25 protein-coding genes are annotated in these 23,956 nt (G+C 59.2%); 20 read left to right on the top strand and 5 right to left on the bottom strand.

Features of this window, described 5'->3' with window-relative positions; all coding sequences use genetic code 11:
• Positions 1 to 278 precede the first annotated feature (278 nt).
• From PXK01_RS18655 to ccmI, 7 genes are all read left to right on the top strand, one after another.
• Positions 279 to 1,001 (top strand): response regulator, encoded by a 723-nt coding sequence (locus PXK01_RS18655; RefSeq protein WP_046212146.1) that lies wholly within the window; start codon positions 279 to 281, stop codon positions 999 to 1,001.
• A complete protein-coding gene (locus PXK01_RS18660; protein WP_102884554.1) occupies positions 1,001 to 2,467 on the top strand; it encodes an ATP-binding protein in 1,467 nt (488 codons plus the stop codon). Before PXK01_RS18655 ends, PXK01_RS18660 begins: the two co-directional genes overlap by 1 nt.
• On the top strand, positions 2,403 to 2,708 hold the full coding sequence (locus PXK01_RS18665) for an SHOCT domain-containing protein (RefSeq protein WP_223229242.1): 306 nt from the start codon (positions 2,403 to 2,405) through the stop codon (positions 2,706 to 2,708). Before PXK01_RS18660 ends, PXK01_RS18665 begins: the two co-directional genes overlap by 65 nt.
• 65 nt (positions 2,709 to 2,773) lie before the next feature.
• Positions 2,774 to 4,774 (top strand): heme lyase CcmF/NrfE family subunit, encoded by a 2,001-nt coding sequence (locus tag PXK01_RS18670; protein ID WP_046212145.1) that lies wholly within the window; start codon positions 2,774 to 2,776, stop codon positions 4,772 to 4,774.
• 8 nt (positions 4,775 to 4,782) lie between these two features.
• Complete coding sequence (locus PXK01_RS18675; protein ID WP_046212144.1) at positions 4,783 to 5,349, top strand: DsbE family thiol:disulfide interchange protein; 567 nt, start codon at positions 4,783 to 4,785, stop codon at positions 5,347 to 5,349.
• On the top strand, positions 5,346 to 5,819 hold the full coding sequence (locus tag PXK01_RS18680) for a cytochrome c-type biogenesis protein (protein WP_058239070.1): 474 nt from the start codon (positions 5,346 to 5,348) through the stop codon (positions 5,817 to 5,819). Before PXK01_RS18675 ends, PXK01_RS18680 begins: the two co-directional genes overlap by 4 nt.
• Positions 5,816 to 6,967, top strand: a complete 1,152-nt coding sequence (gene ccmI / locus PXK01_RS18685; protein WP_050686135.1) for a c-type cytochrome biogenesis protein CcmI — start codon at positions 5,816 to 5,818, stop codon at positions 6,965 to 6,967. Before PXK01_RS18680 ends, ccmI begins: the two co-directional genes overlap by 4 nt.
• 28 nt (positions 6,968 to 6,995) lie before the next feature.
• On the opposite strand, the gene PXK01_RS18690 is transcribed toward ccmI, so the two are convergent.
• Both PXK01_RS18690 and PXK01_RS18695 read right to left on the bottom strand, forming a co-directional pair.
• Positions 6,996 to 9,125: a protein-disulfide reductase DsbD family protein gene (locus PXK01_RS18690; protein WP_046212141.1), complete on the bottom strand. Its 2,130-nt coding sequence runs from the start codon at positions 9,123 to 9,125 to the stop codon at positions 6,996 to 6,998.
• A 285-nt stretch (positions 9,126 to 9,410) separates the two neighbouring features.
• Positions 9,411 to 9,713: a DUF2933 domain-containing protein gene (locus PXK01_RS18695; protein ID WP_046212140.1), complete on the bottom strand. Its 303-nt coding sequence runs from the start codon at positions 9,711 to 9,713 to the stop codon at positions 9,411 to 9,413.
• A 156-nt stretch (positions 9,714 to 9,869) separates the two neighbouring features.
• On the opposite strand from PXK01_RS18695, the gene PXK01_RS18700 reads away from it, so the two are divergent.
• The 7 genes from PXK01_RS18700 to PXK01_RS18730 all read left to right on the top strand — a co-directional run bounded on the left by PXK01_RS18700 (position 9,870) and on the right by PXK01_RS18730 (position 15,465).
• Positions 9,870 to 10,430 (top strand): L,D-transpeptidase, encoded by a 561-nt coding sequence (locus PXK01_RS18700; protein WP_046212139.1) that lies wholly within the window; start codon positions 9,870 to 9,872, stop codon positions 10,428 to 10,430.
• 28 nt (positions 10,431 to 10,458) lie between these two features.
• Positions 10,459 to 10,929 carry a c-type cytochrome gene (locus PXK01_RS18705; protein ID WP_046212138.1) on the top strand — a complete coding sequence of 157 codons (471 nt, stop codon included), beginning with the start codon at positions 10,459 to 10,461 and terminating at the stop codon, positions 10,927 to 10,929.
• Positions 10,930 to 11,301: 372 nt separating this feature from the next.
• Positions 11,302 to 11,895, top strand: a complete 594-nt coding sequence (locus tag PXK01_RS18710; protein WP_040182553.1) for a c-type cytochrome — start codon at positions 11,302 to 11,304, stop codon at positions 11,893 to 11,895.
• A gap of 2 nt (positions 11,896 to 11,897) precedes the next feature.
• Positions 11,898 to 12,815, top strand: a complete 918-nt coding sequence (locus PXK01_RS18715) for a c-type cytochrome (protein WP_040182554.1) — start codon at positions 11,898 to 11,900, stop codon at positions 12,813 to 12,815.
• A 43-nt stretch (positions 12,816 to 12,858) separates the two neighbouring features.
• Positions 12,859 to 14,253 (top strand): multicopper oxidase family protein, encoded by a 1,395-nt coding sequence (locus tag PXK01_RS18720; protein WP_058239069.1) that lies wholly within the window; start codon positions 12,859 to 12,861, stop codon positions 14,251 to 14,253.
• Positions 14,250 to 14,732 (top strand): c-type cytochrome, encoded by a 483-nt coding sequence (locus PXK01_RS18725; protein WP_058239068.1) that lies wholly within the window; start codon positions 14,250 to 14,252, stop codon positions 14,730 to 14,732. Before PXK01_RS18720 ends, PXK01_RS18725 begins: the two co-directional genes overlap by 4 nt.
• A gap of 1 nt (position 14,733) precedes the next feature.
• On the top strand, positions 14,734 to 15,465 hold the full coding sequence (locus PXK01_RS18730; protein WP_040182558.1) for a DsbA family protein: 732 nt from the start codon (positions 14,734 to 14,736) through the stop codon (positions 15,463 to 15,465).
• Positions 15,466 to 15,507: 42 nt separating this feature from the next.
• Here the strand turns inward: PXK01_RS18730 and PXK01_RS18735 are convergent, their stop codons facing one another.
• Positions 15,508 to 15,708, bottom strand: a complete 201-nt coding sequence (locus tag PXK01_RS18735) for a heavy-metal-associated domain-containing protein (protein WP_058239067.1) — start codon at positions 15,706 to 15,708, stop codon at positions 15,508 to 15,510.
• A gap of 152 nt (positions 15,709 to 15,860) precedes the next feature.
• On the opposite strand from PXK01_RS18735, the gene PXK01_RS18740 reads away from it, so the two are divergent.
• Positions 15,861 to 18,371, top strand: coding sequence for a heavy metal translocating P-type ATPase (locus PXK01_RS18740; RefSeq protein WP_058239123.1), 2,511 nt, complete (start codon positions 15,861 to 15,863; stop codon positions 18,369 to 18,371).
• A gap of 12 nt (positions 18,372 to 18,383) precedes the next feature.
• Entirely contained in the window at positions 18,384 to 18,782 is a 399-nt protein-coding gene (cueR, locus tag PXK01_RS18745; protein ID WP_038008399.1) for a Cu(I)-responsive transcriptional regulator, read from the top strand.
• Positions 18,783 to 18,803: 21 nt separating this feature from the next.
• On the opposite strand, the gene PXK01_RS18750 is transcribed toward cueR, so the two are convergent.
• Positions 18,804 to 19,568: a MauE/DoxX family redox-associated membrane protein gene (locus PXK01_RS18750; protein WP_012187037.1), complete on the bottom strand. Its 765-nt coding sequence runs from the start codon at positions 19,566 to 19,568 to the stop codon at positions 18,804 to 18,806.
• 12 nt (positions 19,569 to 19,580) lie between these two features.
• Positions 19,581 to 20,417, bottom strand: coding sequence for a DUF305 domain-containing protein (locus PXK01_RS18755; protein ID WP_012187184.1), 837 nt, complete (start codon positions 20,415 to 20,417; stop codon positions 19,581 to 19,583).
• A 179-nt stretch (positions 20,418 to 20,596) separates the two neighbouring features.
• On the opposite strand from PXK01_RS18755, the gene PXK01_RS18760 reads away from it, so the two are divergent.
• The 4 genes from PXK01_RS18760 to PXK01_RS18775 all read left to right on the top strand — a co-directional run bounded on the left by PXK01_RS18760 (position 20,597) and on the right by PXK01_RS18775 (position 23,900).
• Positions 20,597 to 21,178: a L,D-transpeptidase gene (locus PXK01_RS18760; RefSeq protein WP_082204816.1), complete on the top strand. Its 582-nt coding sequence runs from the start codon at positions 20,597 to 20,599 to the stop codon at positions 21,176 to 21,178.
• A gap of 125 nt (positions 21,179 to 21,303) precedes the next feature.
• Positions 21,304 to 22,566: a multicopper oxidase family protein gene (locus PXK01_RS18765; protein ID WP_007803424.1), complete on the top strand. Its 1,263-nt coding sequence runs from the start codon at positions 21,304 to 21,306 to the stop codon at positions 22,564 to 22,566.
• Positions 22,567 to 22,679: 113 nt separating this feature from the next.
• Entirely contained in the window at positions 22,680 to 23,192 is a 513-nt protein-coding gene (locus tag PXK01_RS18770; protein ID WP_442416241.1) for a disulfide bond formation protein B, read from the top strand.
• Positions 23,193 to 23,234: 42 nt separating this feature from the next.
• On the top strand, positions 23,235 to 23,900 hold the full coding sequence (locus tag PXK01_RS18775) for a L,D-transpeptidase (RefSeq protein ID WP_012187180.1): 666 nt from the start codon (positions 23,235 to 23,237) through the stop codon (positions 23,898 to 23,900).
• Positions 23,901 to 23,956: the final 56 nt, after the last annotated feature.

Genomic DNA, 23,956 nt, shown 5'->3' on the forward strand with positions numbered 1-23,956 from the left:
AGCCGTCACAAGGGCCGCAGTTCTCGATGGTCGGCTGACCGTCGCAAACAGAAAACGCGCCGCATGACCCCCATGTTTTGTCCACTCCCTGTTCGAAAACCTCATCGTTTGATCGGTTGCGGTTCTATGCGTCACGGGCCACGTGCACGACGCTACCCGGGAGTGCCGCGCGGTGCAGGTTTAGATTTGTATCCATGTGTAGCAAGGGACTGACCTGATACAAACAGCTACAATTCTGCCCCTGAAACATGAAACGACTATGATTTAGGAAGGACGCCATGGGACCACCACCTCATATCCTTATCGTGGATGATCACGCTCAGATTCGCGAAAGCGTCGCGCGCTTTCTGGAGAAGAACGGGATGCGGACCACAGTCGCCAAAGACGCCGTGGAAATGGATGCGAAACTCGTGACCGGCCATTTCGACCTGCTCGTGCTCGATGTCATGATGCCTGGAGAGGATGGCCTGTCGGTGTGCCGACGCCTTGCGCCCAAAGGTGATCTTCCGATAATTATGCTTACGGCGCTTGGTGAGGAAACAGATCGTATTGTGGGTCTGGAAATCGGCGCTGATGACTATCTGGCCAAGCCTTTCAATCCGCGAGAACTGCTCGCCCGGATCAAATCGGTTCTCAGAAGAAGCAACCGCGATGAACCCTTGGCCGGAAGTCTGGCTGGACGGAAAGTCAGTTTTGCGCATTGGATCCTGGATACCGACCGACAGGTCCTGATCGACGGCTCCGCCACCGAGACGCCATTGACGACATCCGAGTTCAAATTGCTGGCGGTCCTGCTTGAGAGAGCGAGGATGGTGCTCAGTCGTGACCAGTTGCTTGACCTGACCGCCGGTCGGAGCGCCGGTCCCATGGATCGCACAATTGACAATCAAATCAGCCGTCTTCGCCGCAAGATCGAGCCGGATGTGTTAAGACCAAGCGTCATCAAGACAGTGCGAAATGGTGGGTACTGTCTGGCGGCCGATGTCGAGGATGCGATATGATGCGCCGTGCGTTGGCCTCTCTGAGCGGACAGTTGATCCTGCTTGTGGTCGCCGCGCTTGTCGTGGCCCAGGCAATCAGCCTTTTCCTCTTCGCAGATGAGCGCAGCCTGGCTATCCGGGCGGCTTTGGGTTTTGAAGCCGCCGGTCGAGCGGCGAATGTCGCACGGCTGATCGAGGAGGCGCCGCGGGATTTGCATCAATCGATCCTTCGAGCGGCAAATTCACCTCTTATCCGTTTTGATCTATCGAGTACCCCGAGTGTCGAACACACCGGCCATTCCGACGGCGGCATCGTAGAGGGACGCATACGCGCCCTGATGGATGACAGCTACAGCCGGGATATTCGTGTTGAGTTGCATGAGGTCGAGGGCGAGTTGCGACCCTTGCCCAATCTCTCTGATGAAATGACAGAAATGCATCTCGCAATGATGCGTGGGGAGTTGACAGCGGTTGAAATGAACTTGTCGATCGCGATCGAGGGATCGCGTTGGCTGAATATTGGAACGCGGTTCGAGCGGCCACCAATCCAGTGGCCTTTTTATTCGATGCTGACCTTCGGGATCTCCGCTGGACTGCTTCTGGTGGCCATCATCTGGTTTGTCATGACGCGCCTGACGCGTCCGCTTCGGAATTTGTCCAAAGCCGCCGACCATCTCGGCCGAGGCGAGGATGTGCCGGAGCTGGCAATTGCAGGGCCGACCGAAGTCAGGGACCTGACTGTCGCCTTCAATCGCATGCAAATCCGGCTGACCCGGTTTGTCAGTGATCGGACACGGATGCTCGCAGCCCTCGGGCACGATTTGCGCTCGCCGCTCACCGCCATTCGGGTCCGCGCGGAACTGGTTGACGATGCAGAGACTCGCGAAAGCCTCATTGCATCGGTTGAGGAGATGCAAACCATGGTCGAAGCGACGCTCACCTTTGCTAGAGGCCTGACCGGATCCGAAGAGTCCGAAGTGGTGGATCTACGCGACTTCCTGAAAAGCTTGTGCAGCGATATGTCGGCACACTGCTCGTTTGGCCTGAGCGACGATATTTCCGTGCGGCTTCGACCCAACGCGTTTCGCAGGGCGCTTCGGAACCTGCTGGAAAATGCCGTTCGCTACGGTGGCGGCGCCCAAATCAGCTGGGCGGTCCGAGACGCGAACCTAGTGCTCAACATCGATGACACCGGCCCGGGCATTCCGGACAATGAATTGCAAAAGGTGTTCGATCCCTTCTATCGGCTGGAGCAATCGAGGTCGCTTGAAACGGGTGGCTACGGACTAGGGCTCTCCATCGCGCGGACAATCATCCAATCCCATGGCGGGGATATTGGATTGGTCAACCGGCACGGTGTCGGCTTGCGCGCAGTCGTGACCATTCCGTTGGATGAAAACCAAGAAATGAAAGGAGAAACAGATGAAACCGAAGACGTTTTTTCCAATGTTACTGTCCAGCTTGCCCGCCAGCATGGCGCGAGCTGATGGACCCGACTCCTGGACAGGTCACATGTGGGGCGGAGGCTATGGCTTTATGGGCGGCTTCATGATGCTCGCCTTCTGGAGCGTCGTGATAGCATTGATCGTGTTTCTGGTGCTCAGGCTGCGGGACAATGGCACCCGTCCCCCGGACTCGGACGCGCAGGAAGCGCTCCGGCGCCGCTTTGCGAATGGGGAAATCGACGAAGAAGAGTTCCGTCGCCGCAAAGCAACGCTCGACGAATAGACCCCGCCGCGGACGCCAAAGCCGTCCGACGCGACGCCCACCGACACTGGATAGGAAAGAACGCCATGGTCCCGGAAATTGGTCACTTCGCACTGGCCCTCGCGCTTGCGCTTGCGCTTGTTCAAAGCGTTCTGCCGATTGCAGGTGCGTCGCGTGGAAACGCCGTCTGGATGAAATCCGCCCAGGCGACGGCAATAGGACAAGTGCTGTTTGTGGCCATCGCCTTCGCAGCGCTGATGCAGGCTTTCATCGTCAGCGATTTTACCGTCAGGAACGTCGTCGAGAACTCCCATTCGCTCAAGCCAATGCTCTACAAGGTGGCCGGGACCTGGGGCAGCCATGAGGGTTCGCTGCTGCTCTGGATCCTGATACTCGCGGTGTTCGGCGCGGGCGTCGCCTGGTTCGGATCGAACATCCCCGCCGAGACCAAGGCGCGCACCTTGTCGGTGCAGGCGTGGATCAGCGTCGGCTTCCTGTCCTTCCTGCTGCTGACGTCGAACCCCTTCGAGCGGGTGTTTCCGCCGCCGCTCGACGGCAATGACCTCAACCCGTTGCTTCAGGACATGGGTCTCGCCATGCACCCGCCGCTCTTGTATTTCGGGTATGTCGGCTTCTCCATCGTGTTTTCCTTTGCCGTTGCGGCTCTTCTGGAAGGGCGCGTCGATCCGGCCTGGGCCAGATGGGTCCGCCCGTGGACATTGGCCGCGTGGGTCAGCCTTACGGCAGGTATCGCTCTTGGATCGTGGTGGGCCTATTATGAACTGGGCTGGGGCGGCTGGTGGTTCTGGGACCCGGTCGAGAACGTGAGCTTCATGCCCTGGCTTCTGGGCACGGCGCTGCTGCATTCCGCCATCGTCACCGAAAAGCGCGACGCGTTCAAAAGCTGGACCATCCTACTTGCCATCCTGACTTTCTCGCTTTCGCTGCTCGGGACGTTCATCGTCCGGTCGGGCCTGCTTACATCCGTGCATGCCTTCGCCGTCGATCCAGAGCGCGGGCTTTACATTCTGGGTCTGCTGGCCGTGTCCATCGGTGGGTCGCTGGCGCTCTACGCCTGGCGGGCGCCCGAAATGGAGCCTGGCGGTCTGTTTCGCCCGATCAGCCGCGAAGCCGGGCTGCTGGTGAACAACCTCATTCTTGCCGCCGCTACCGGAACAGTCCTGTTCGGAACACTTTATCCGCTAATCCTGGAGGCTGTCACCGGGGACAAGATCTCGGTGGGTCCACCTTTCTTCAATGCCGCATTTATCCCGATGATGCTGGCTTTGGTGGTGTTCATGGGTCTCGGTCCATTCCTGTCGTGGAAACGGGCCGATATCGCTGGGTTGCTCGATCGCATTCGGTTCGTAGCCGTGCTGGCTGTCATCGCAACTTTGGCCGCGTGGTATCTTCTGAACGGTGGGCCGATCATGGCCTATCTTGCCATCCTCGGCGCTGCGTGGCTGCTTTTGGCGACTTTACGGGAATGGGCGCTACGCATCCGTCTGTTCGAGGTTTCCTTTGCTGAGAGCGCGAGACGGGCGCGCAACCTGCCACGGGCGTCTCACGGCATGACGCTTGCCCATGCCGGCGTTGCCATTTTGATGATGGGGATGATCGGCTCCAGCGCTTGGAAGAGTGAAGAGATCGTCTTTGCTGCTCCAGGGACCGAAGTTGCGATCGCCGGGTTCGACATCACCTTCGAAGGCGCCGCGCAGGTTCAAGGGCCGAACTACATTGCGGATCGCGGCACCCTTGTGGTCCGCAGGGATGACGAATTGGTCACGACACTGTTCCCGGAACGTCGATATTACCCGGTCGCGGAAAGCCAGACGACGGAATCGGCGATCCGGTCCACACTTGCGGGCGATCTCTACACGTCGATTGCAACGCCAGCCTCGGATCAAGTGAACAACGCCGGAGCATGGACCCTGCGGATCCTCTATGAACCGCTCGTCAACCTGATCTGGATTGGCTCGATCCTGCTGGTGATCGGCGGCTGTCTTTCCTTGTCGGATCGCCGCTTGAGGGTCGGGGCGCCGCGCCGCGCCAAACAGCCTGCCAGCGACGCTGTTCCTGCCGAGTAGGAGAGAAGATGAAACGTCTCATCGCCGGGCTGCCGTTTATTGCAGCAGTCATATTCGGGGGGTTTTTCCTCTGGGGGCTCAATCCCGACCGGGATCCGAACGAAATCCCCTCCGTCCTCATCTCGCAACCGGCCCCGGCGTTCGACCTCGATCCCGTGCCGGGGTTGGAGACACCCGGCCTGGCCCGAAGCGATCTTGTCGGCAACGAACGACCGGTCGTGGTCAATGTCTTTGCGTCCTGGTGCGTGCCCTGCCGCGCGGAACATGCCGTGTTGACAAGATTTGTCGAACGAGACGGCATGCGGTTGTTCGGAATAAACTACAAAGACAAACCTGAGGATGCCGTGAAGTGGCTCAATGACCTCGGCAATCCCTACGAGCGGATCGGGTCCGACCTGTCGGGCCGCACCGGGATCGAATGGGGACTCTCGGGCGTGCCGGAGACCTTCATCGTCGATGGCGATGGCACCGTTTTGTTTCGCTATGTCGGGCCAGTTGTGGGTCCGGACGCTGTTGAACGTTTCACTACAGCCCTGACGCAAGCAGGCGCGCTGCCAAACGGAGCAGGATCATGAGACAGCTGATTTTCGCATTGTGCATCGGGGCGCTTCCCTTTGCTGCCAACGCCGTCGAACCGGACGAAATGCTGACTGACCCGCTATTGGAACAACGTGCACGGGAGATCTCCAAGGATCTGCGATGCGTCGTCTGTCAGAATCAGGACATCGACAGCTCCAACGCGGGTGTGGCCCGGGACCTGCGCCTTCTTGTCCGCGAGCGACTGGTCGCAGGAGACACTGACACCCAGGTGATCGAGTACATTCGGGCGCGGTACGGCGATTACGTGCTGCTCAAACCGCCTCTGGAGCCTGCGACCTACGCGCTTTGGTTTGCGCCGATCGCTTTCGTTCTGATCGGGGTTTTCGTTGGTGGCGGGGTACTGATGAGTCGGCGAAAGCAAGAGGCTTTTGAAGATTTGGGCGCGGAGGATGAGAACACCGTGTCCGAGATTCTCAGACAAAACGAAGCGGGGGATGCGTCATGATCTGGGGTATTTTCGGTCTTCTGACGCTGGTCGCGATCGGAATAGTCCTCTACCCGCTGCTGCTGTCCAAATCGAACACTCTCACCAGAGGAGATGCGGTACCGGCCATCCTCGCCGATCAGATGCAGGAAATCGAACGAGACATGGACCGCGGTTTGATTTCTGAACAAGAAGCTCAAGCAGCCAGACTCGAGATCAAGAAACGGATCCTCGCGACGACCCGCAATTTGGAAGCAAAAGCCGGATCGTCCCGTAGTGGTGGCAGAGGCACTCTTGTTGTCGCGGCGGTCCTCGCGCCGGTTATTGCCGCGGGCTACTATCTGACAATGGGATCGCCGGAGGTGCCTTCAATGGCCTTCGCTGCCCGTGCAGAGGAGCGCGCACAGACTGATGAAGTGACGGCGCTGGCAATACAACTTCGCGAAAGGCTTATATCCGATCCGACCGGCGGCCCCAGCGAAGGGTGGATGCTGTTGGGCCAGACCTATCAGCGCATGGGCAGAACAGTTGATGCTGTCGAAGCATTCGAAGTTGTCGCCAAACGGGAGGATGCCACCTCCGCGACATTCTCCATGCTGGCGGAGGCTGTCGCGGTTGCCAATGATGGCGTTGTTATTCCACGGGCGAAATTGGCCATTGATCGCGCTTTGGAACTTGACCCATCCAATCCTGCGGCAACCTATTTCGAGTCTCTCTACCATCTTCAAAAAGAAGAGACGCGTAAGGCCTACGATCTGCTCGTTTCCCGGCTGAACCAGGAAAAGACGTTCGTGCCCTGGATGGAAACATACGTTTTGCAGATCAACCGGATTGCAGCGGCAGCTGACCTCCCGGTCGTCAATCTACCCAGCGGGCCGACATCCCCACCCGGCCCGAGTGCGGCAGATGTCGCGGCGGCGTCGGAGATGAATGACGCGGACCGCGCGGAGTTCATCCGATCGATGGTCTCGCGGCTGGCCGAGCGTCTTGAGGATGAACCGGACGATCTGGATGGTTGGATGCGGCTGGCAAACGCCTATACGGTCCTTGAGGAGCCCGATCGCGCCGTTGAGGCCTACCGCAAGGCTGAAGCGCTGTTGGAGCAGCAGCCCGCCAGTGATCCTCGGCGTGCGGCGGTCCGTGCCGCGCTTGAGCGGCTCGGCGGCTGACTGCTGGTCGGTGTCCCGCCCGGGCAGGTCACTCCTGTCCGGCAACCTTTGCGGAAACATCCCGACCGCTGGCTTGCGCCAAGGCGTCCATCACGTCTTCGGTTGTTAGCAATTCGGACAGCACAATGCCGTTCGGTGCCGATGGTCCGTAGACGGCATTGAAGGGGATGCCGTATCTGCCGAAACTCTCAAGGTAGCGGGAAATGCGCGTGTCCGGGCGTGTCCAATCTGCCTGCATCGCCGTGACTCCAGGCGCTTCAAGCGCGCTCCGGACTGGCTCCCGGTCGATGACAAGTGTCTTGTTCGCTTTGCAAGTCAGGCACCAGTCAGCGGTCACATCGACAAAAACGACCTCTCCTGCGGACACGCGTTTCGCTATGTCCGAACGATCAAATGCGATCCAAGCCATTGCCAACTGCGGCGTCGAACGCGCAGGTGCTGATTGCTGCAAGAGAGGACCTGCGGCAATGGCCAGGACAAGGCTGGCTATGGCAATAGACCACCTGAACTGGGACTGCACATTCGGGAGAGATAGTATCAGAACGGCGAGACCGGACAACGCCGCGACCGCGATGACAGACACAAGCCCGGCGACACCGTCGAGCACCCAGAACAGCCACACGGCGGTTGCAAGCAACAAGACCCCCATGACGCTTTTGATGATCAGCATCCATCGACCAGGCTTAGGCATGAATGCGACCAGACGCGGGAACGCGGCGATGACGAGATAGGGCAGGGCGAGGCCGAACCCGAGGCTCGAAAAGACTATGAGGATGTCCAAGCCACGCCCGGCCAAAGCAAAGGCCACAGCGGTGCCGAGGAACGGTGCCGAACAAGGCGTCGCCATGACGGCACCGAACATGCCAGTGAAAAAGTCGGCGGAATACCCGTTGCGTCCACCGGCCCCTGCAAGCCGCGTTTGAATGCCGTGTGGAAGGGCGAACTCGAACGCTCCGAACAGATTTGCCGAAAAGACGAGCAGGACAGCGATCATCACCGCAAGAAACAGCGGGCTTTGAAACTGCAGACCCCACCCGACGCTGAGGCCTGCCGTCTGGAGCGCCCAGAGGACGAGCGCCAGACCCCACATGAACGTCATGATGCCGGCGCTGGCAGCGACGAAACCGAACCGGACACGGGTTGTGTCGTGATCGGTGTGTTTGAGCACAGACGACACCTTGATGGACAGCACCGGCAGCACGCAGGGCATCACATTCAGGATCAATCCGCCCAGCAGCGCGATCGCGGCAATCCAGATCAGTTCCATCATGTCCGGTGTCGTGGCGGCCAGCTCAAAGGGTGGTGCTATTCCTTGCGCCACGCGATCCGCGATGATCGTGAAGGCCCGGTTCTCGCCGTCGGTGACGGTAATCGACGGAGCCACTGTCACATCCGTATTCGACGAGAGGATCGGCAAGCGCGCCCAAAGCAAACGATCCTCTTCTCCCAAACGGATATCGGGTTTGCCAAGCGCAACACCCATACCCAGTTCGGGAAACACATCCGGCGACTGGAGTGGTTCATCGACGCGAAGGCTGACGATCAACTCCGTGAGGTCTTCGTCGATGAAGGCATTTGCCTCGCTGACGCCGCTCGTCTTGGCCCCTTCGGGGACGCGCTCGGAAAACGTACCGATCAGCCCAGCCGAAGTGCTGTCGATGACGTTGCCCCGTCCGAGGCGAAGTGACAGGTCAAACTCTTCCGGGACACAGACATTGGAGCACACCAGCAGTTTGACCTGCGCGGAAAGAGTCACAGGTGCGCCGGGATCTTCGAGCGTTATGCGCAGCGGAAAGACGACTTCACCCGCATAACCAAAATTTTCGATGCCGAAGGCGGTGAAGCGCGTCGGGGCGGGCCACATGAATTCGACATCTGCGACGTTTTCGGAACCGCTCCATTCGACCGAAGGCGGTATTCCCACCTCGCCCGCCGACCGCCAATAGGTCTTCCAGTTTTCGTTCAGTTGAAGGTGAAGCCCGGCTGACAGAGTCTGTGTGTTCTCGGGAACGCCGTCCTGTACACTAATGAGATGCGCGGTGAGTGGCGCGCTCTGGTATTCAGCAGAGGTTGCTGCCGCGACACTTCCAGAGACAAGGGCCAGGAGCACGAAGGGAATAAGCAAAACCCGTCGCAGGATCAAAAGGCAATCGATCAAGATACCTGCTTCCTTCCCTTATTTTTACCGCAGATTTCGCCAAGACGGCGGAGGTCGCCTCAACGGAAACCTACGGCAAAACCCTGACGACCATCCGCGCAGTCAACTCGCGCGACGCCAGTCGCAGAAGTTGAAAGATACCGACACCCATCCGGCAGAAGGTCTGACGCTTGCTTCGTGGACACGATAGCGCCGCGATCCGGGCAGTCTTCTAGACTTCCTGCACATCCCCCAAGCAAGAAACCCGACAACAGCAACGCGCCTACGCGTACCTTCCCGCGTACATCACGGCCTGTCGCGGACCACGACTGGAATCGCGGAGGTCATGGGCTCGGTCGTTTCCTCGATAGTATCCTTTGCCTTGTCGGAATGGCACGATTTCCCCATGAATTTGTGCATCGCAAGATGCGCCCCCACGCACAGCAGGAGCGGGGCGAAAGCCGCTGCATTGCCCCACATGCCCGCCAATGTGCCGCCGGCAAGAAAAAATCCCGCAACGGGCAGCAGCATGACGGCGCAACACGCCATCATTCCGTAATGCATGAGCCTGTCCGTGATCGGCTTTTTTCTGTGGTTCTGGTGGTCCATGACACCCTCTTTGTCTCGTTTCCCGCGTCATTTGCGGCCCTCCAGCAGGGTAAGGTCAAGGATACAAATGGATACACTTCTCGCGGCCTTGTCAGGTTGCCAGATGCCGGGTCTCGCGTAAAAGACGTGTGACAAAACCGAGGCTGGGAGTGTGTCATGACGTCTTTGCCGAATAACAAGATTAACCGACGACGCCTATTTGGTTTGGCGGCGGTTGCTTTGGCTGCCCCAAGCGTGGTTCGGGCCGAAGTCATTCGCCGCAATATCTCTTCTTTCCGAGTTCACGAGTGGCAAGACCATTTCGATACGCTTGGAAAGGGTATCATTATCTCGGACACGGAAACACGGGCTCTGCAGCATTGGACAGCAGATGGGTCAATGCGGATCTATCCGACATCCGTTCCTCTGACCGATGAACTCACAAAACGCGGTTATACCGAAGTCGTGGAAAAGCGCAAAAACCCCAGCTGGGCGCCGACGCCCTCCATGCGGGAACGCAATCCAGAATGGCCGGCACGTGTCGAGGGAGGCGATCCTGCCAACCCTCTGGGTACCCGCGCATTGTATCTGTCCTGGCAATACTACCGTATCCACGGAACACAGGACACGCGAAAAATCGGCCGTCGGTCATCAAATGGCTGCATCGGTTTGTTCAACGAACAGGTTGAAGAGCTTTACGAGCGGGTGCCCGTCGGCACTCAAGTCAAACTCATCTGACCCAAGAGACAAGGCGGAAGATACAGGCATGGACAAATTGACCGCGCTTATTGGAGCCGTAGTTATAGCTGGCGGGGGAGTTGCAACTTGGCAGTTCATTTCTGCGGAAGATTCTGCGGAAGATACAGCGATGGGTCATTCCATGACGCCTCCTGACACGAGTAGCATAGAAGCAGGCGACCCAATCGTTCAGGTCCAACTGCCGGCAGAATTCTCGGAGCAAGCCACGATTGGGAAAACCATATTCGAGGCTAAGTGTTCCGAGTGCCATGGAGCAAACGCAGCGGGACAAAACGGGATTGCCCCGCCTCTTGTGCACAAGATTTACGAGCCGAGCCACCATTCAGACATGGCCTTTGTTCTGGCCGCTCAAAATGGCGTGCGTGCGCATCACTGGAAATTCGGTAATATGCCCAAGATCGAGGGGCTGACCCAAGGAGACGTCAAGATGGTGGCTGCCTATGTCCGAGAACTACAGCGGGCCAACGGGATCAACTGATGCGTTGGTCGAAGACGAACAGATGGATCCTGTCGATCGTTTTTGGCCTGTTCCTTGTGGTTCTCGGTGTCCCTGAGGCACCAGCGTTCCATGATAGAGCGTCTTTGGCGCAAGAATCACACAGTCATGAAAATGTGGGGCCATCTACGAGCGAGACCTCTGGTCACTGTCATCCGGGACTCGACTGTTCTGTTCCGGCAGCGTTGTTGTTCCCAGAAACGGTGGTTTACGAGCCTCATTTTATGAACGCCGTCATGCAAGACGGCGCGACCCAACGAACCGAATTGCGCCCCGACAGCGATCCTCCACCCCCACGGAAGTGGGTCTGATTTCACACCCCTCTTAGAGCAGACCCATTAAAGGATCGAAGACATGAAAAAGACGACTATCGCAGCGGCAGTGTTGATTGCAGGAACCGCGGTCGCGGCATTTGCGCATAGCGGTGCCACGGGCATCGTAAAGGAACGCATGGATGCCATGGCCGCCATGGGAAAGGCAGTCAAAACCGTAGCCCCGATGATGCGGGGCGAAACGGCCTATGACGCAGAAATAGTGGGCGATGCAGCGCGCCTGTTCCAGCAGCACGCCGGTGAGAGCATGACAAAGCTGTTCCCAGAGGGCACAGGTGGCATGCCCTCGGAAGCCAAAGACGAAGTGTGGACCGATTGGGACCGCTTCGCAGCACTGGCAAATCAGCTGGAAGAATACTCTGAAGGCCTGAAACGCGCAGCCGACAATGGGCTAGGCGGCATGGGCGGCAATACCTCCACGGATGGCGCCTCGATGATGGGCGGCGGATCCATGATGGGAAGCGATACAACCATGATGGGCGGGAGCACGATGATGGGCAGCGGCGGCATGATGGATGCTGCCGCCATTGCCGAAATGCCCGCCGACGCGGCATTCGCGATGACGACACAGGTCTGTTCCGCATGCCATGAACGCTTCCGGGCGGAAGAAGACTAACCATGCGCCGGTTTTTGAAACTCGTCACCGGGGTCGCCGTGCTGGGCGCGGCCGGCCTCGGCGTGGTGATTGCATGGCCTGTCGGCAGTGCAGTGACTCCGATTGCAACAGAGGGCAATGTCGACCGGGGCGCATATTTGGCGCGCGCCAGTGGGTGCATTGCCTGTCATACCAATTTTGAAGCGGGCGGCGCACCACTTGCCGGAGGGGCGCCGCTCGAAACCCCGTTCGGAACGTTCTATCCGCCCAACCTGACGACCGACCCCGAACATGGCATGGGCGAATGGACGGCAGAACAGTTCGCAAAAGCCGTGCGGCAGGGGATCGGCCCCGATGGAACGCCCTACTATCCATCTTTCCCATATACGTTCTATGCGGATTTTTCTGACCAGGATATCGCTGACCTCTGGGCGGCGTTTCAAACCGTGCCGCCCGTGGACGAACCTGCACCAGAAAACGATGTCAGCTTCCCATTCGATCAACGATGGGGGCTGAAGCTCTGGCGAGCGGCGTTCTTCTACGATCCGGATACCGAACCGGTTGAAGGGCGAAGCGGCGCATGGAATCGCGGACGGGAATTGGTGCGCGGTGCGGCACATTGCGGAGCCTGCCATACGCCGCGCAATCTTGCAGGAGGTCGCGATATCGGTGCTTCCTTTGCAGGCAACGCCCAGCTTCCCGGTGGCAGCAAGGCACCCGCGATACGGCCAAAAGACCTGGCCAAAAATGACTGGACGGTTTCAAACCTCGCTTATGCGCTCCAGACCGGCATCATCCCTTCGGGCGATGCTTTCGGCGGCAGCATGGCGGAAGTGGTTCGCGAGGGAACTCGGTTTCTGACACCTGCCGATCGCGAAGCGATGGCGCTTTTCCTGCTGAACAAGGACACGGTCGAGGCGGAGAACCCCGCGTCGAACTAACACCACGCGGGGGCAACAAGCCCCCGCTTTCTCGAGGATCGAAATGAGACAAACACGTCGGGATTTCTTGCGCCATGCAACACTGGCGGCCTGCGCGGCGGCCATCCCGCGGTCGGCTTTTGCCGCAACCCCGTTCGAGGACGTGGTTGCCAAGGTTGCACGTCAACAGCTTCTTCCGGACACCTACCCGGAAACAGAGATCTGGGGCTATGACGGCCTTGTTCCGGCCCCGGAAATCCGGGTCGCTCAAGGCGATCGGGTGCGCCGCAGGTTCCGCAACGAGGTACCCGATCCCAGTTCGGTTCACTGGCACGGAATCCGGATCGATAACGCGATGGATGGCGTTTCAGGGCTGACCCAAGAGCCCGTGGCACCTGGTGAAACCTTTGACTACGACTTCGTCGTACCGGACGCCGGGACCTATTGGTACCACGCGCATAATCGCTCATACGAGCAGGTCGCGCGTGGTTTGCGCGGTGCTTTGATCGTCGAAGAGGCCAATGGACCGGACATCGACCGCGAGGAAGTCATCGTTCTGGAGGACTGGTTGCTCGATCCCGAAAGCGGGCAGCTTTTCGACAATTTCGAGCAGCCTATGATGATGAGCCACGGTGGACGCATCGGCAACTTTATCACGACCAATGGGCGCTATGACCTGACCTTGTCCGCGAAGCGCAACGAACGCATTCGCTTGCGGATCATCAACGCAGCAAGCGCGCGGATTTTCCCGCTGACGCTCTCGGGGTTGAGTGGCTGGAGGGTGGCCGTCGATGGAATGCCAATCGGCCAACCCCAGCAGATTGACGGCGAGTTGATCCTCGGCCCGGCACAGCGCGTCGACTTAATTGTCGATGTGACCGAAGACGAAGGCGGCGTGGCCCATTTGCTGCGCATCGGCGATGACGATCAACCGACCCCGCTCGTGAGTTTTCCGATCGACGGCACAGCCAGTTCAGTACCAAGAGGCAAGCCACTGCCGTTGCCGCCGAACCCCGCAGCAAACGCCCCGGACCTTGCCGATGCGCGAGATTTGCGACTGGTCATGTCCGGCGGTGCAATGGGGCGGATGCAGTCCGCGTTGCTCGGTGGGGAACGTCTTGGATTCCGTCAGCTTGCCCAAGCGGGCAAATTCTGGGCCCTGAATGATGTCGCCGATATGACCGACACGCCACTGGCCGATCTATCCCTGAACGAGCCGGTGCGCTTGAAGATCGAGAACCAGACCGTGTTCCCACATGCGATGCACCTGCACGGGATGCATTTCCGTGAGCTGCGCCCCGACGGCGCGTTCGGGCCGATGCGGGACACGATCCTGTTGGCCGGCAACGAGTCCCGGGAGATCGCCTTTACGGCAGACAATCCCGGCAAGTGGCTGTTCCATTGCCACATGCTCAGCCACGCCGCGTCCGGCATGACAACCTGGATACGGGTCACATGAGGTATCTCGTTTGGTCCGTTCCGATCACTGTCGCAGCAGCCGCCTTCACGTATTGGCTCTCGACCAGTGCATCCTCGGATGTCGGCAGCGCGTCCAAGGCGGAGAGCTACGACATCGAAGAAGGCGCGTTGCTCTACGCAGAAAACTGCGCGTCTTGTCATGGCGCGGATCTGGAAGGCCAGCCGGAATGGCGAACGCCGGGCGCGGATGGGCGCCTGCCAGCACCACCGCATGATGAGACGGGTCACACCTGGCATCATCCTGACAGCCTGCTCTTCGATTACACAAAACTGGGGGGTGCAACGCTTCTGGCGCGTCAGGGCGTCGAATTCGACAGTGGCATGCCCGGTTTCGCAGACGTGCTGACCGACCAGCGAATTCACAACATCCTGGCCTTCATCCGGTCCACCTGGCCAGATCGCATCCGCGAAGTCCAGGCCGCGCGGACAGAAGCCGACGAACAACGGGGAGAGAACTAAAATGCGTTTCAGACAAGCCTTCACGACGGTCGCGATAGCTGCCTTGCTTCCGCTACCGGCACTCGCCGACGAACTGTCAGAGTCCCGGGTCAAGGAACTTGTGCTGGAAGCAATCCGCGAGAACCCGGAGATTGTCATGGAGGCCGTCGCCATCCTTGAACAAAGGCAGGCGCAAGCGCAGGAGCTCAGTCAGGCCCAAGTTCTGAATGACCAGCGCGATCTGATCGAGAACGATCCGAATGCGCCGGTTCTCGGCAACGCGGAAGGGGACGTCACCGTTGTGGAATTTTTCGACTACAACTGTCCTTATTGTCGGCGGGTCAAACCCGAGGTGCGGGCTTTGATCGAAGACGATCCAAACATTCGCCTCGTCTATCGTGAATGGCCCATTCTCGGAGACGGATCGGTGTTCGCCGCGAAAGCGGCCTTGGCAGCGCGCAAGCAGGACAAATACGAAGAGTTTCACTGGGCGATGATGGGGCTGGAAGGCCGCGCGGAAGAGGCCTCCGTGCTGCGCGTTGCCGAGGAGATCGGCCTGGATATCGCACAGTTGCGCAAGGACATGGAGGCCCCCGAGGTCGAAGAGCACATTGCGACATCCATGCAACTGACCCAAGCTCTGGGCTTTAACGGCACGCCGTCTTTCGTGATCGGTGACGCGCTGGTCCCGGGCTTCGTCGAAAAGGCGCAGCTTGTCGACTTGGTCGAGGAAGCCCGCAAAGTCGAAGACTGAAATTCTGTGCCCGGACCGCCCTTGGGTGGTCCAGGCACTGCATCAAGCGGCCGCAGGTTCCACGTTGTAGCCCGCATCCCGAATGATCGCTAGGACTTGATCGGCTGGTAACACGCTGGCGACACGCACATGTCGGGCAGAAAGGTCACATTCTACGCCTGCATTCGGATCTGCGCTCTTCACCGCGCTTTCGATTGCTGCGGTGCAATGTCCACAGCTCATGTCCGGAACGCTGAACTTCATCGGAACCACTCCTTGATCTGATTTCTGTCGGTGACATGGGGCTTCCCCCCGCTGGAAGGTCAAGTGAAGAAATTTATTTGGCGCCCTCCCATTGACCCTCCAGTAACTGGAAGCCTCATATTCCACTTCGAATGGAAAAACAGGTGACACATATGCCCGAACCCAAACAGATCAGCCTGCCGATCGAAGGCATGTCATGTGCGTCCTGCGTTGGCAGGGTCGACCGCGCATTGAATGCAATCGACGGCGTAGAGGATGTGTCGGTGAATCTTGCATCCGAAACCGCGCGTATGAGCGTGGACGCGCTCAAGCGCGTTCCGGAAATCATCGAAACCCTTCGCGAGCTGGGCTACCCCGCGCGGACGGCCAAGGCCGAACTCACGATTGCAGCCATGTCCTGTGCCTCTTGCGTCGGGCGGGTCGACAAGGCGCTTTCCGCGGTGCCTGGAGTGGTCGAGGTGAACGTCAACCTCGCCTCCGAGACGGCGACGGTGGTTTACGTCGAAGGTCTTGTCACGACATCCGATCTGGTAAATGCAAGCGGCGCGGCAGGGTATCCAGCAACCGTGGCAACGGCCCAAGCCGGTGACGACAGGGTTGCGCGCAAGGAGGAAGAGGCTCAGGCGCTTGCCAAACGGGTCACCTTTGCAGCCATCCTCGCCTTGCCGGTCTTTTTGATCGAGATGGGTGGCCACGTCATTCCGGCCGTTCATATGCTTATCGAGACCACGATTGGTCAGCAGACGAGTTGGCTTCTTCAATTCGTTCTCACGACAATCGTTCTCTTCGGCCCGGGCCGGACGTTTTACACCAAGGGTTTCCCGGCCTTGTTCCGGGGTGCCCCCGACATGAACAGCCTCGTCGCGGTCGGCACCGGGGCGGCTTACCTTTATTCCGTGGTTGCGACATTCGTACCGTCGGTCCTGCCTGACACGCTGCGCACCGTCTATTTCGAGGCGGCAGCGGTCATCGTCGTTCTGATCCTTCTGGGGCGGTTTCTTGAAGCGCGCGCCAAGGGGAGAACGGGCGCGGCCATCCAGAAGCTATTAGGGCTTCAGGCGCGGACTGCACGCGTGATGCGGGACGGAGAAAGCGTCGAGATCGAGATCGATGCGCTGGTTCAGGGTGACATCGTCATCGTGCGCCCTGGTGAACGCATCGCGGTCGATGGCGAGGTCATCGAGGGGACCAGCCGCGTCGACGAAAGCATGCTGACAGGCGAGCCGATCCCCGCTGAAAAAGGTGCCGGAGATACGGTGACCGGCGGGACGGTCAACGGCGCCGGAAGCCTGCAGTTCCTCGCCACGCGGGTCGGCGCCGACACGACCCTGGCGCAGATTATTCGCATGGTCGAAGAGGCCCAGGGCGCCAAACTGCCGATCCAGGGATTGGTCGACCGGATCACCTTGTGGTTCGTGCCTGCCGTGATGGCGATCGCGGCGGCGACCGTGCTGGTCTGGCTGTTTTTCGGGCCTGATCCGGCCCTGACGATGGCGCTGGTCGCCGGTGTGTCGGTGCTCATCATCGCGTGCCCCTGCGCGATGGGGCTTGCGACGCCGACCTCGATCATGGTCGGGACGGGACGTGCTGCGGAAATGGGCGTCCTGTTCCGCAAGGGCGACGCCTTGCAGCTACTTGATTCCGTTGATGTGGTCGCCCTCGACAAGACAGGCACGGTGACCGAGGGGCGACCCGCACTGACTGACCTTGTGCTGGCGGAAGGGTTCGATCGTTCAACAACGCTCTCGAAGATCGCCGCCGTGGAGTCGCTCTCCGAGCATCCTGTCGCGGACGCCATCGTCCGCGCCGCCCGGGGCGACGGCGCCCCGCTTGTGGGGGCCGAAGGTTTCCAGTCGGTCACCGGTTACGGCGTGCGCGCCTTGGTCGAAGGCGCGGAGGTGTTGGTTGGGGCCGACCGCTACATGACGCGGGAAGGCATTGACATCTCGGCATTGGCACCAGAGGAAACGAAGATCGCGAGCAAGGGTCGGACGGCGCTTTACGCTGCCATAGATGGACGTATCGCCGCCGTGATCGGCGTCGCCGATCCGGTCAAACCGGCAAGCCGCGCAGCCATCGCAGCGCTGCACGAAAAGGGTCTTGCGGTTGCGATGATCACCGGGGACAAACGCGAAACCGCCGAAGCCATCGCCCGCGAAACCGGCATCGACCATGTCGTCGCCGGCGTTCTGCCAGACGGCAAGGTCGCGGCGCTCAACAGTTTGCGCGAGGGCGGCAAGCGCATCGCCTTTGTCGGCGACGGGATCAACGACGCCCCGGCGCTGGCGCATGCCGATGTGGGCATCGCCATTGGAACCGGCACCGATGTGGCCATCGAATCTGCGGATGTCGTCCTGATGTCGGGCGATTTGCGCGGCGTGGTGAACGCCTTCGAAGTATCGCGGCGGACCATGCGCAACATCCGGCAGAACCTGTTCTGGGCCTTTGCCTACAACGTGGCACTTATTCCGGTCGCTGCCGGGGTGCTCTATCCGGCCTTTGGGTTGCTCCTGTCACCAATCCTTGCGGCGGGTGCGATGGCGTTGTCCTCGGTGTTTGTCCTGACCAATGCCCTGCGGCTGCGGCGCATCGCGCCTGCGATGGACGAGCAGCGCGCAATCCCGGCAGAGATGGCAGCCGCCACTCCTGCTCCAGCAGAATAACGGAGGTCCGACATGAACATCGGAGACGTTGCCCGACAATCGGGTGTGCCCGCCAAGACGATCCGCTACTACGAGGACATCGGTCTGATCCGCCCGAACCGTAGCGAGAACGGCTATCGCGCGTTCACCGAGAACCATGTTCACAAGCTGGCGTTTCTGGGTCGCGCACGGGCCTTGGGGTTCACCATCGAAGATTGCAGGACGCTCCTGTCGCTCTACGAGGATGAAAACCGCGAAAGCATGCAAGTGAAGGCGGTTGCGGAAGACCATCTGCGCCAGATCGAGGAAAAGATCGCGAAACTGCAATCCATGCGCGCGACGCTCGCCGAACTGGTGGAAAAATGTGCCGGGGATCACCGGCCCGACTGCCCCATCATCGAGGATCTGTCGCCGGAGCGGTTGGCCAAGTGACAGGCAAGAAGGGGCTGTACCTCAGAACCAGATCGCGCGGACCGGCATCCAGATACCCATGAAGATCATCATCAGGTTTTCCGTCAGCGAAATGAACCCCAGCGGGACGGAACTGTCACCGCCGACGCAGGCGCATTTCAGCTCTCTCTTGTCGATATAAACAGCCTTGAACACGCTGACAGCGCCTACCGTGCCGATAAACAGGGCGACAGGCGCCGAGAGCCACAGCAGCGCGCCGGCAGTCATCAGGACACCTGCCAACGCTTCGCCGAACGGGTAGACCTTGCCGTATCGCACCCATTTGCGCGCCAGCAGATCGTAGTTGAGGAACATCGTCGAAAACCCTTCGACATCCTGCAATTTCTGGATCGCGAGAATGGTCATGGACAGCGAAATGAACCATTCGAACCCCCGCAAGGTAAGGACCGACCCGTACTGGTGCCAAGACAGGCCCAATGCCAACAGCGCGGCAACGGAAAAGATCGCGATGACCGGCTGGTAGGTCGTGTCGCTTTGCTCTTCCTCGGGTGGGTCAATGTCGAAAAACACCCTGAGATCATCGTAACCGCCGATCCGTTCGTCCCCGATGAAAGTCTGCGGCGTCGTCTCGACCCCGTGCTTCTCCATGAAAGCATCGGTGTCTTCACGGGTGTCAAGCGGATGGTCTTCCACCTCGAAGCCTTGCCGCTCCAGCAGGTCTTTCGATTTCAGACCGTAGGGGCAGACATGGCCCGGCATGACCATGCGATAAAGCTGCGCGGATTTACTGTCTGTGTCGCGGGGCATGTCCTTTCCTCCTTATCCGCTGCACGTAAGTTGACCACGGAACCCGGCTTCGTAGTCGGTTCCCGCGCTGACGATCAGATCGGTCAGGTCACCGTTCGTCTCTGCGATCTCGGCCGACAGCGGGCCTTCAGAAAATGCATTTTCGCCCTGCGCATTCAGGCGCACCAGATCACCGCTGATCTTCATTGCGGCGGCAGACCCTTCGCCGGTTTCACCAGTCACCAGTACAGCCGGACTGTCCGAGGTGTAAGCAAAGCGGCAATTTCCGCCATTCGGGAACACCGCAGCGATTTCGTCTTCCGTCAGAAACTCAGGATCGACCTTCGACACGACCTCCGTTTGAAGCGCCTGTTGCGCATCCACAACCTGCGCCGGCGTTTCGCTTCGCGTGGCCGATGCTTCGCCGTTTGCTCCAATGTCAGCAATAAGGTAGCGCATTTCGGCGATTTCCTTGTCCTGCGCATAGATAATGTCGTCTGCGAGCCCCCGGACGCGCGGGTCGGTGATCTCGGCACGAGTCGACGTCATGATGGCGATCGAGTGGTGCGGGATCATGGCGCGCATGTAGGACCTGTCCTGCACCGTGAATTGCCCGCGAACCAGCCAGAGGCTCGCCGCGAAAAGGACTATTGCGCCAACGAAAATCGCGATGTTGGCTTTGGTGTTCTGATACATGGACAACATGTACGCCAACATGATCACGGCCATGGTCGCCCCCATCAGGATGGCCATGTAAAGGCGTGTCTCCGAAAAGAAGATATGGCCCCAAAGATAGGTGTTCAGGTACATCAGAACGAACATGACCACGGTCGATGTTCCGATCATCATAAAGAATCGTGAGTAGTGCATTTCCAGTCACCTCCTTGCAGTTCTCTGTAAAACAACAACATTCCAGCGCTGGAGAGTTCCAAAAGCACGAATTTTCGTAGTTTCAAGGCAACAAAGGCGCGTCGTTTGCCCCGGTTCACGGCTTCTTTTCTTTGCCCCTGACGCGCACTGAATTTTCATGGGTCCGAGGAGATCGCGCCATGCAGAATTTCACGAGACGAGAATTGATTTGTGCCGGAGCGATGGGTTGCTTTCTGCCCACAACTGCCTGGGCCCACAAAGTCAAATTGCCCGAACGGTTCGAACCACAATTGGTAAACACCCGTCGTGGTGACTGGGTTAAAGGCGATGTCCACGTCGTTCCCGACGATTTTTTCCTTTATTTCATGCTCGAGGACGGGATGGCGATCCGCTACGGGGTCGGGGTAGGGCGCAAAGGTTTGTACGAACCCGGAGAGTTCACGGTAGCGCGCAAGGCCAAATGGCCATGGTGGCGGCCAACGAACGCCATGATCCGGCGCGAGCCACGCAAATACGCAAAGTACAAGGATGGACTGAAAGGCGGGCCAAACAACCCGCTCGGGGCCCGCGCGCTCTATCTCTACGATGCCGAGGGACGCGATACCTATCTTCGCATTCATGGAACGAACGCCCCGGAGACAATTGGGTCTGCCGTGTCGAATGGATGCGCGCGGTTGACGAATGAACATGTGAAGAATCTGTACGAACGCGTTGAAATCGGCGCCCGCGTCTTCCTGTATCCCAAAGTGACAACGGCGTGAGGAGTGTTCTGTCGCCTTGAAGTTCCTCTTCCGGAAATGGCACAAGTGCGGCAGTTGGCGAAAGCCAGTCTATCATTCATGAGGTGACGGAATTGTCTTTGAGCCGGAGGTCTTTCCTTGGCGGGATGACCGTTGCGCTGGCTGGTACCCGCTTGCCAGCAGCGACACACGAGTTGATCCTCGCGCCCCAATCGATCAAGGCGCACCTTGCTGGGTACGACGTGTCGATGTTGGGCTTCAACGGTGGTCTGCCGGGCCCAGAAGTCAGAATGCGACAAGGACAAACCGCCCGCATTACCCTCGATAACCGATTGGAGGAGGGCGCTCTCGTTCACTGGCATGGGTTGCGGGTTCCAAATCGGATGGATGGTGTCAACGTCCTCACTCAGGATGTGGTCATTCCGGGCGACTCGTATCGTTATCAATTCGGCGTCCCGGATGCCGGCACGTATTGGTATCACTCGCATTACCTGTCTTACGATCAGGTCAGCCGCGGTCTTTTCGGCGCCTTCATCGTCGAGGAGCAAAATGCGCCGGCTGTCGACCATGACATCGTTGTTCAGTTCTTCGATGTCTTGCTGGATCAGTCCGGGCAGTACGACGAAGCGTTCAACCCGGCCCATTTCGCAACCGAGGGCCGTATCGGCAATACGGTCACGGCACTTGTTTTCAATGGAACCGGCAAGACTGTGAAACGAGGCGACCGTCTGCGACTGCGTCTCATAAATCCCTCTATCGACAGGGTGTACCGTGTCGGCCTGGATGGTTTGATAGGCAAGATCGTTGCACTGGATGGCATGCCTCTGGCGCATCCTCGGACGCTCGAACCGATCCTTCTCGCTCCGGGGCAAAGATGCGATGTGATTGGTGATGCGACCGGGCCTATTAGATTCGACGACAGCTTTGGAGAACAGACGTTGAGCCTTGGCGAAATCGCTGTTTCCGGTTCCCGTGAGCCCGCGAAAGCGCCCATCACCGCATTGCCCGCCAACCGAATGCCAGCCCCGAAAGACCCCGGCCAAACCGCGGAGCTGGTGCTCCAGGGAGGTGCGGGAAGCGCGTCCCACAACGGCACAGGGACATGGGCGCTCAATGACGTATCCGGCCTGCCTCGAAGGCCTTTCCTATCCGCCGCGCAGGGGACGACCGCGCGCATTTCGATCCGCAACGAAACCGGGTTCCCACACGTCATGCATCTGCATGGCCACCATTTCTGGGAACTCGATGCGGCGGGTGAAGCCGGTCCATACCGGGACTCGACCTATCTGGATACCGGCGAGACGCGGGATATTCTCGTCGTCCTGGACAATCCGGGATCGTGGATGCTGCATTGCCACATGTTGAGCCACCAGGCCGACGGTATGGCAACGTGGATCAGAGTCGGCTGAGGGTCGCGACGGATACATACCGTTACAAATCTCTGAATGATAACAGCCCTTCTGCCGTTTACGTAACCTGACAAGCGAGAAACAGGTCCATCGATTGCCAACGGGAGCGTTCATTGACCCTGACACCAAAATCTCTCGGCATGACTGCGGCGGCAGGATCAGCCGCCTTGCTGTTAGGGGCCTTCGTTTTCCAGGCTCTTGGCTACGCGCCTTGCGCAATGTGCATCTGGCAACGCTACCCACACGCAATCGCCATTGGAATGGGCGCTCTGTTGCTCTTTGCTCTGCCGATTTTGCCAATCCTGATAATCGGTGCCCTGTCGGAACTCAGCACATCCGCGTTGGGAGTGTTTCATACCGGTGTCGAGCGCGGCTGGTGGGAGGGACCGACTTCTTGCACGGGATCCGGCCTCGATGTTTCCCAAATGTCGGTATCGGAATTGCTGCCCTCTGCCAGTTCAAATGCGTCCAATCTTGTTCTGTGCAGTGAGGTTGTCTGGGAATTTCTGACGTTGTCCATGGCGAGTTGGAACGCGATCCTAAGCGGTGTCCTTGCTTGCCTCTGGTTGGTCGCGATCGCAAGACATCAAAAGGTTCGGTGGCATGGGGTCGCGGACGTTTCTTGAATCGTCCCGCATTCATCGAAAACAAACAAAGGGCTTCGCTTCATGGTTACAAGACGACACTTCCTTGCACTTTCCGGCTCGCTGTTTTCAGCTTCTCTGAGTTCGCCAGCATTCGCTAAGACCTGGCCGTCAACAGCCGAAAAAGCAGCTTGGGATGCGCAGATCACGCCCGCCAACTATGACCCGGCAACAACCAACCCATGGGGGCTGCATCCCAGGCTGCTGCCGCAACGCGTTTTGGCGAATGACGGTTTGCGCCCGGGTGACATTCACGTCGATGCGATCGCGCGCTATCTGTACCATATCGAGGAAGGTGGCACCGCGATGCGATACGGGGTGGCGATTGCCAAGGGCGATCTCTATGAACCCGGCACCTATACGATCCGCCGAAAGGTCGAATGGCCGCACTGGACGCCAACGCAGTCAATGATCGAACGCGATCCGGAGGCTTACGAGCGGTTTGCCGACGGTATGGAGCCCGGCCCCAACAATGCCTTGGGCAGCAGGGCTTTGTATCTATTCGTCGGAGATCGGGATACGTACCTTCGAATTCACGGAACGCCGAGCCCTCGCAGCATTGGCGGCCGGGCCAGTTCGGGATGCGTGCGCATGGTGATGGCCCACATCAATGATCTCTATCCGAATGTCGCTGTCGGATCGACGGCGTTCCTTTACTCGGCCGAAGACAGCGTTACCGCTCGAAGCTAACCTATTGCATCTTTGGCTCACACGCCGAGGACTGCGTCGTGCAGGGACATCTTCCA

It is taken from the genome of Phaeobacter sp. PT47_59 (assembly GCF_028890025.1).
Classification (GTDB): Bacteria; Pseudomonadota; Alphaproteobacteria; order Rhodobacterales; family Rhodobacteraceae; genus Phycobacter.

Coding starts and splice junctions, on each gene's coding strand:
- PXK01_RS18665 (WP_223229242.1), top strand. CDS start 2,403: ATGAAACCGAAGACGTTTTTTCCAATGTTACTGTCCAGCTTGCCCGCC.
- PXK01_RS18675 (WP_046212144.1), top strand. CDS start 4,783: ATGAAACGTCTCATCGCCGGGCTGCCGTTTATTGCAGCAGTCATATTC.
- PXK01_RS18715 (WP_040182554.1), top strand. CDS start 11,898: ATGCGCCGGTTTTTGAAACTCGTCACCGGGGTCGCCGTGCTGGGCGCG.
- PXK01_RS18730 (WP_040182558.1), top strand. CDS start 14,734: ATGCGTTTCAGACAAGCCTTCACGACGGTCGCGATAGCTGCCTTGCTT.
- PXK01_RS18750 (WP_012187037.1), bottom strand. CDS start 19,568: ATGCCCCGCGACACAGACAGTAAATCCGCGCAGCTTTATCGCATGGTC.
- ccmI (WP_050686135.1), top strand. CDS start 5,816: ATGATCTGGGGTATTTTCGGTCTTCTGACGCTGGTCGCGATCGGAATA.
- PXK01_RS18740 (WP_058239123.1), top strand. CDS start 15,861: ATGCCCGAACCCAAACAGATCAGCCTGCCGATCGAAGGCATGTCATGT.
- cueR (WP_038008399.1), top strand. CDS start 18,384: ATGAACATCGGAGACGTTGCCCGACAATCGGGTGTGCCCGCCAAGACG.
- PXK01_RS18765 (WP_007803424.1), top strand. CDS start 21,304: ATGACCGTTGCGCTGGCTGGTACCCGCTTGCCAGCAGCGACACACGAG.
- PXK01_RS18680 (WP_058239070.1), top strand. CDS start 5,346: ATGAGACAGCTGATTTTCGCATTGTGCATCGGGGCGCTTCCCTTTGCT.
- PXK01_RS18760 (WP_082204816.1), top strand. CDS start 20,597: ATGCAGAATTTCACGAGACGAGAATTGATTTGTGCCGGAGCGATGGGT.
- PXK01_RS18725 (WP_058239068.1), top strand. CDS start 14,250: ATGAGGTATCTCGTTTGGTCCGTTCCGATCACTGTCGCAGCAGCCGCC.
- PXK01_RS18755 (WP_012187184.1), bottom strand. CDS start 20,417: ATGCACTACTCACGATTCTTTATGATGATCGGAACATCGACCGTGGTC.
- PXK01_RS18660 (WP_102884554.1), top strand. CDS start 1,001: ATGCGCCGTGCGTTGGCCTCTCTGAGCGGACAGTTGATCCTGCTTGTG.
- PXK01_RS18670 (WP_046212145.1), top strand. CDS start 2,774: ATGGTCCCGGAAATTGGTCACTTCGCACTGGCCCTCGCGCTTGCGCTT.
- PXK01_RS18735 (WP_058239067.1), bottom strand. CDS start 15,708: ATGAAGTTCAGCGTTCCGGACATGAGCTGTGGACATTGCACCGCAGCA.
- PXK01_RS18655 (WP_046212146.1), top strand. CDS start 279: ATGGGACCACCACCTCATATCCTTATCGTGGATGATCACGCTCAGATT.
- PXK01_RS18710 (WP_040182553.1), top strand. CDS start 11,302: ATGAAAAAGACGACTATCGCAGCGGCAGTGTTGATTGCAGGAACCGCG.
- PXK01_RS18720 (WP_058239069.1), top strand. CDS start 12,859: ATGAGACAAACACGTCGGGATTTCTTGCGCCATGCAACACTGGCGGCC.
- PXK01_RS18695 (WP_046212140.1), bottom strand. CDS start 9,713: ATGGACCACCAGAACCACAGAAAAAAGCCGATCACGGACAGGCTCATG.
- PXK01_RS18775 (WP_012187180.1), top strand. CDS start 23,235: ATGGTTACAAGACGACACTTCCTTGCACTTTCCGGCTCGCTGTTTTCA.
- PXK01_RS18700 (WP_046212139.1), top strand. CDS start 9,870: ATGACGTCTTTGCCGAATAACAAGATTAACCGACGACGCCTATTTGGT.
- PXK01_RS18705 (WP_046212138.1), top strand. CDS start 10,459: ATGGACAAATTGACCGCGCTTATTGGAGCCGTAGTTATAGCTGGCGGG.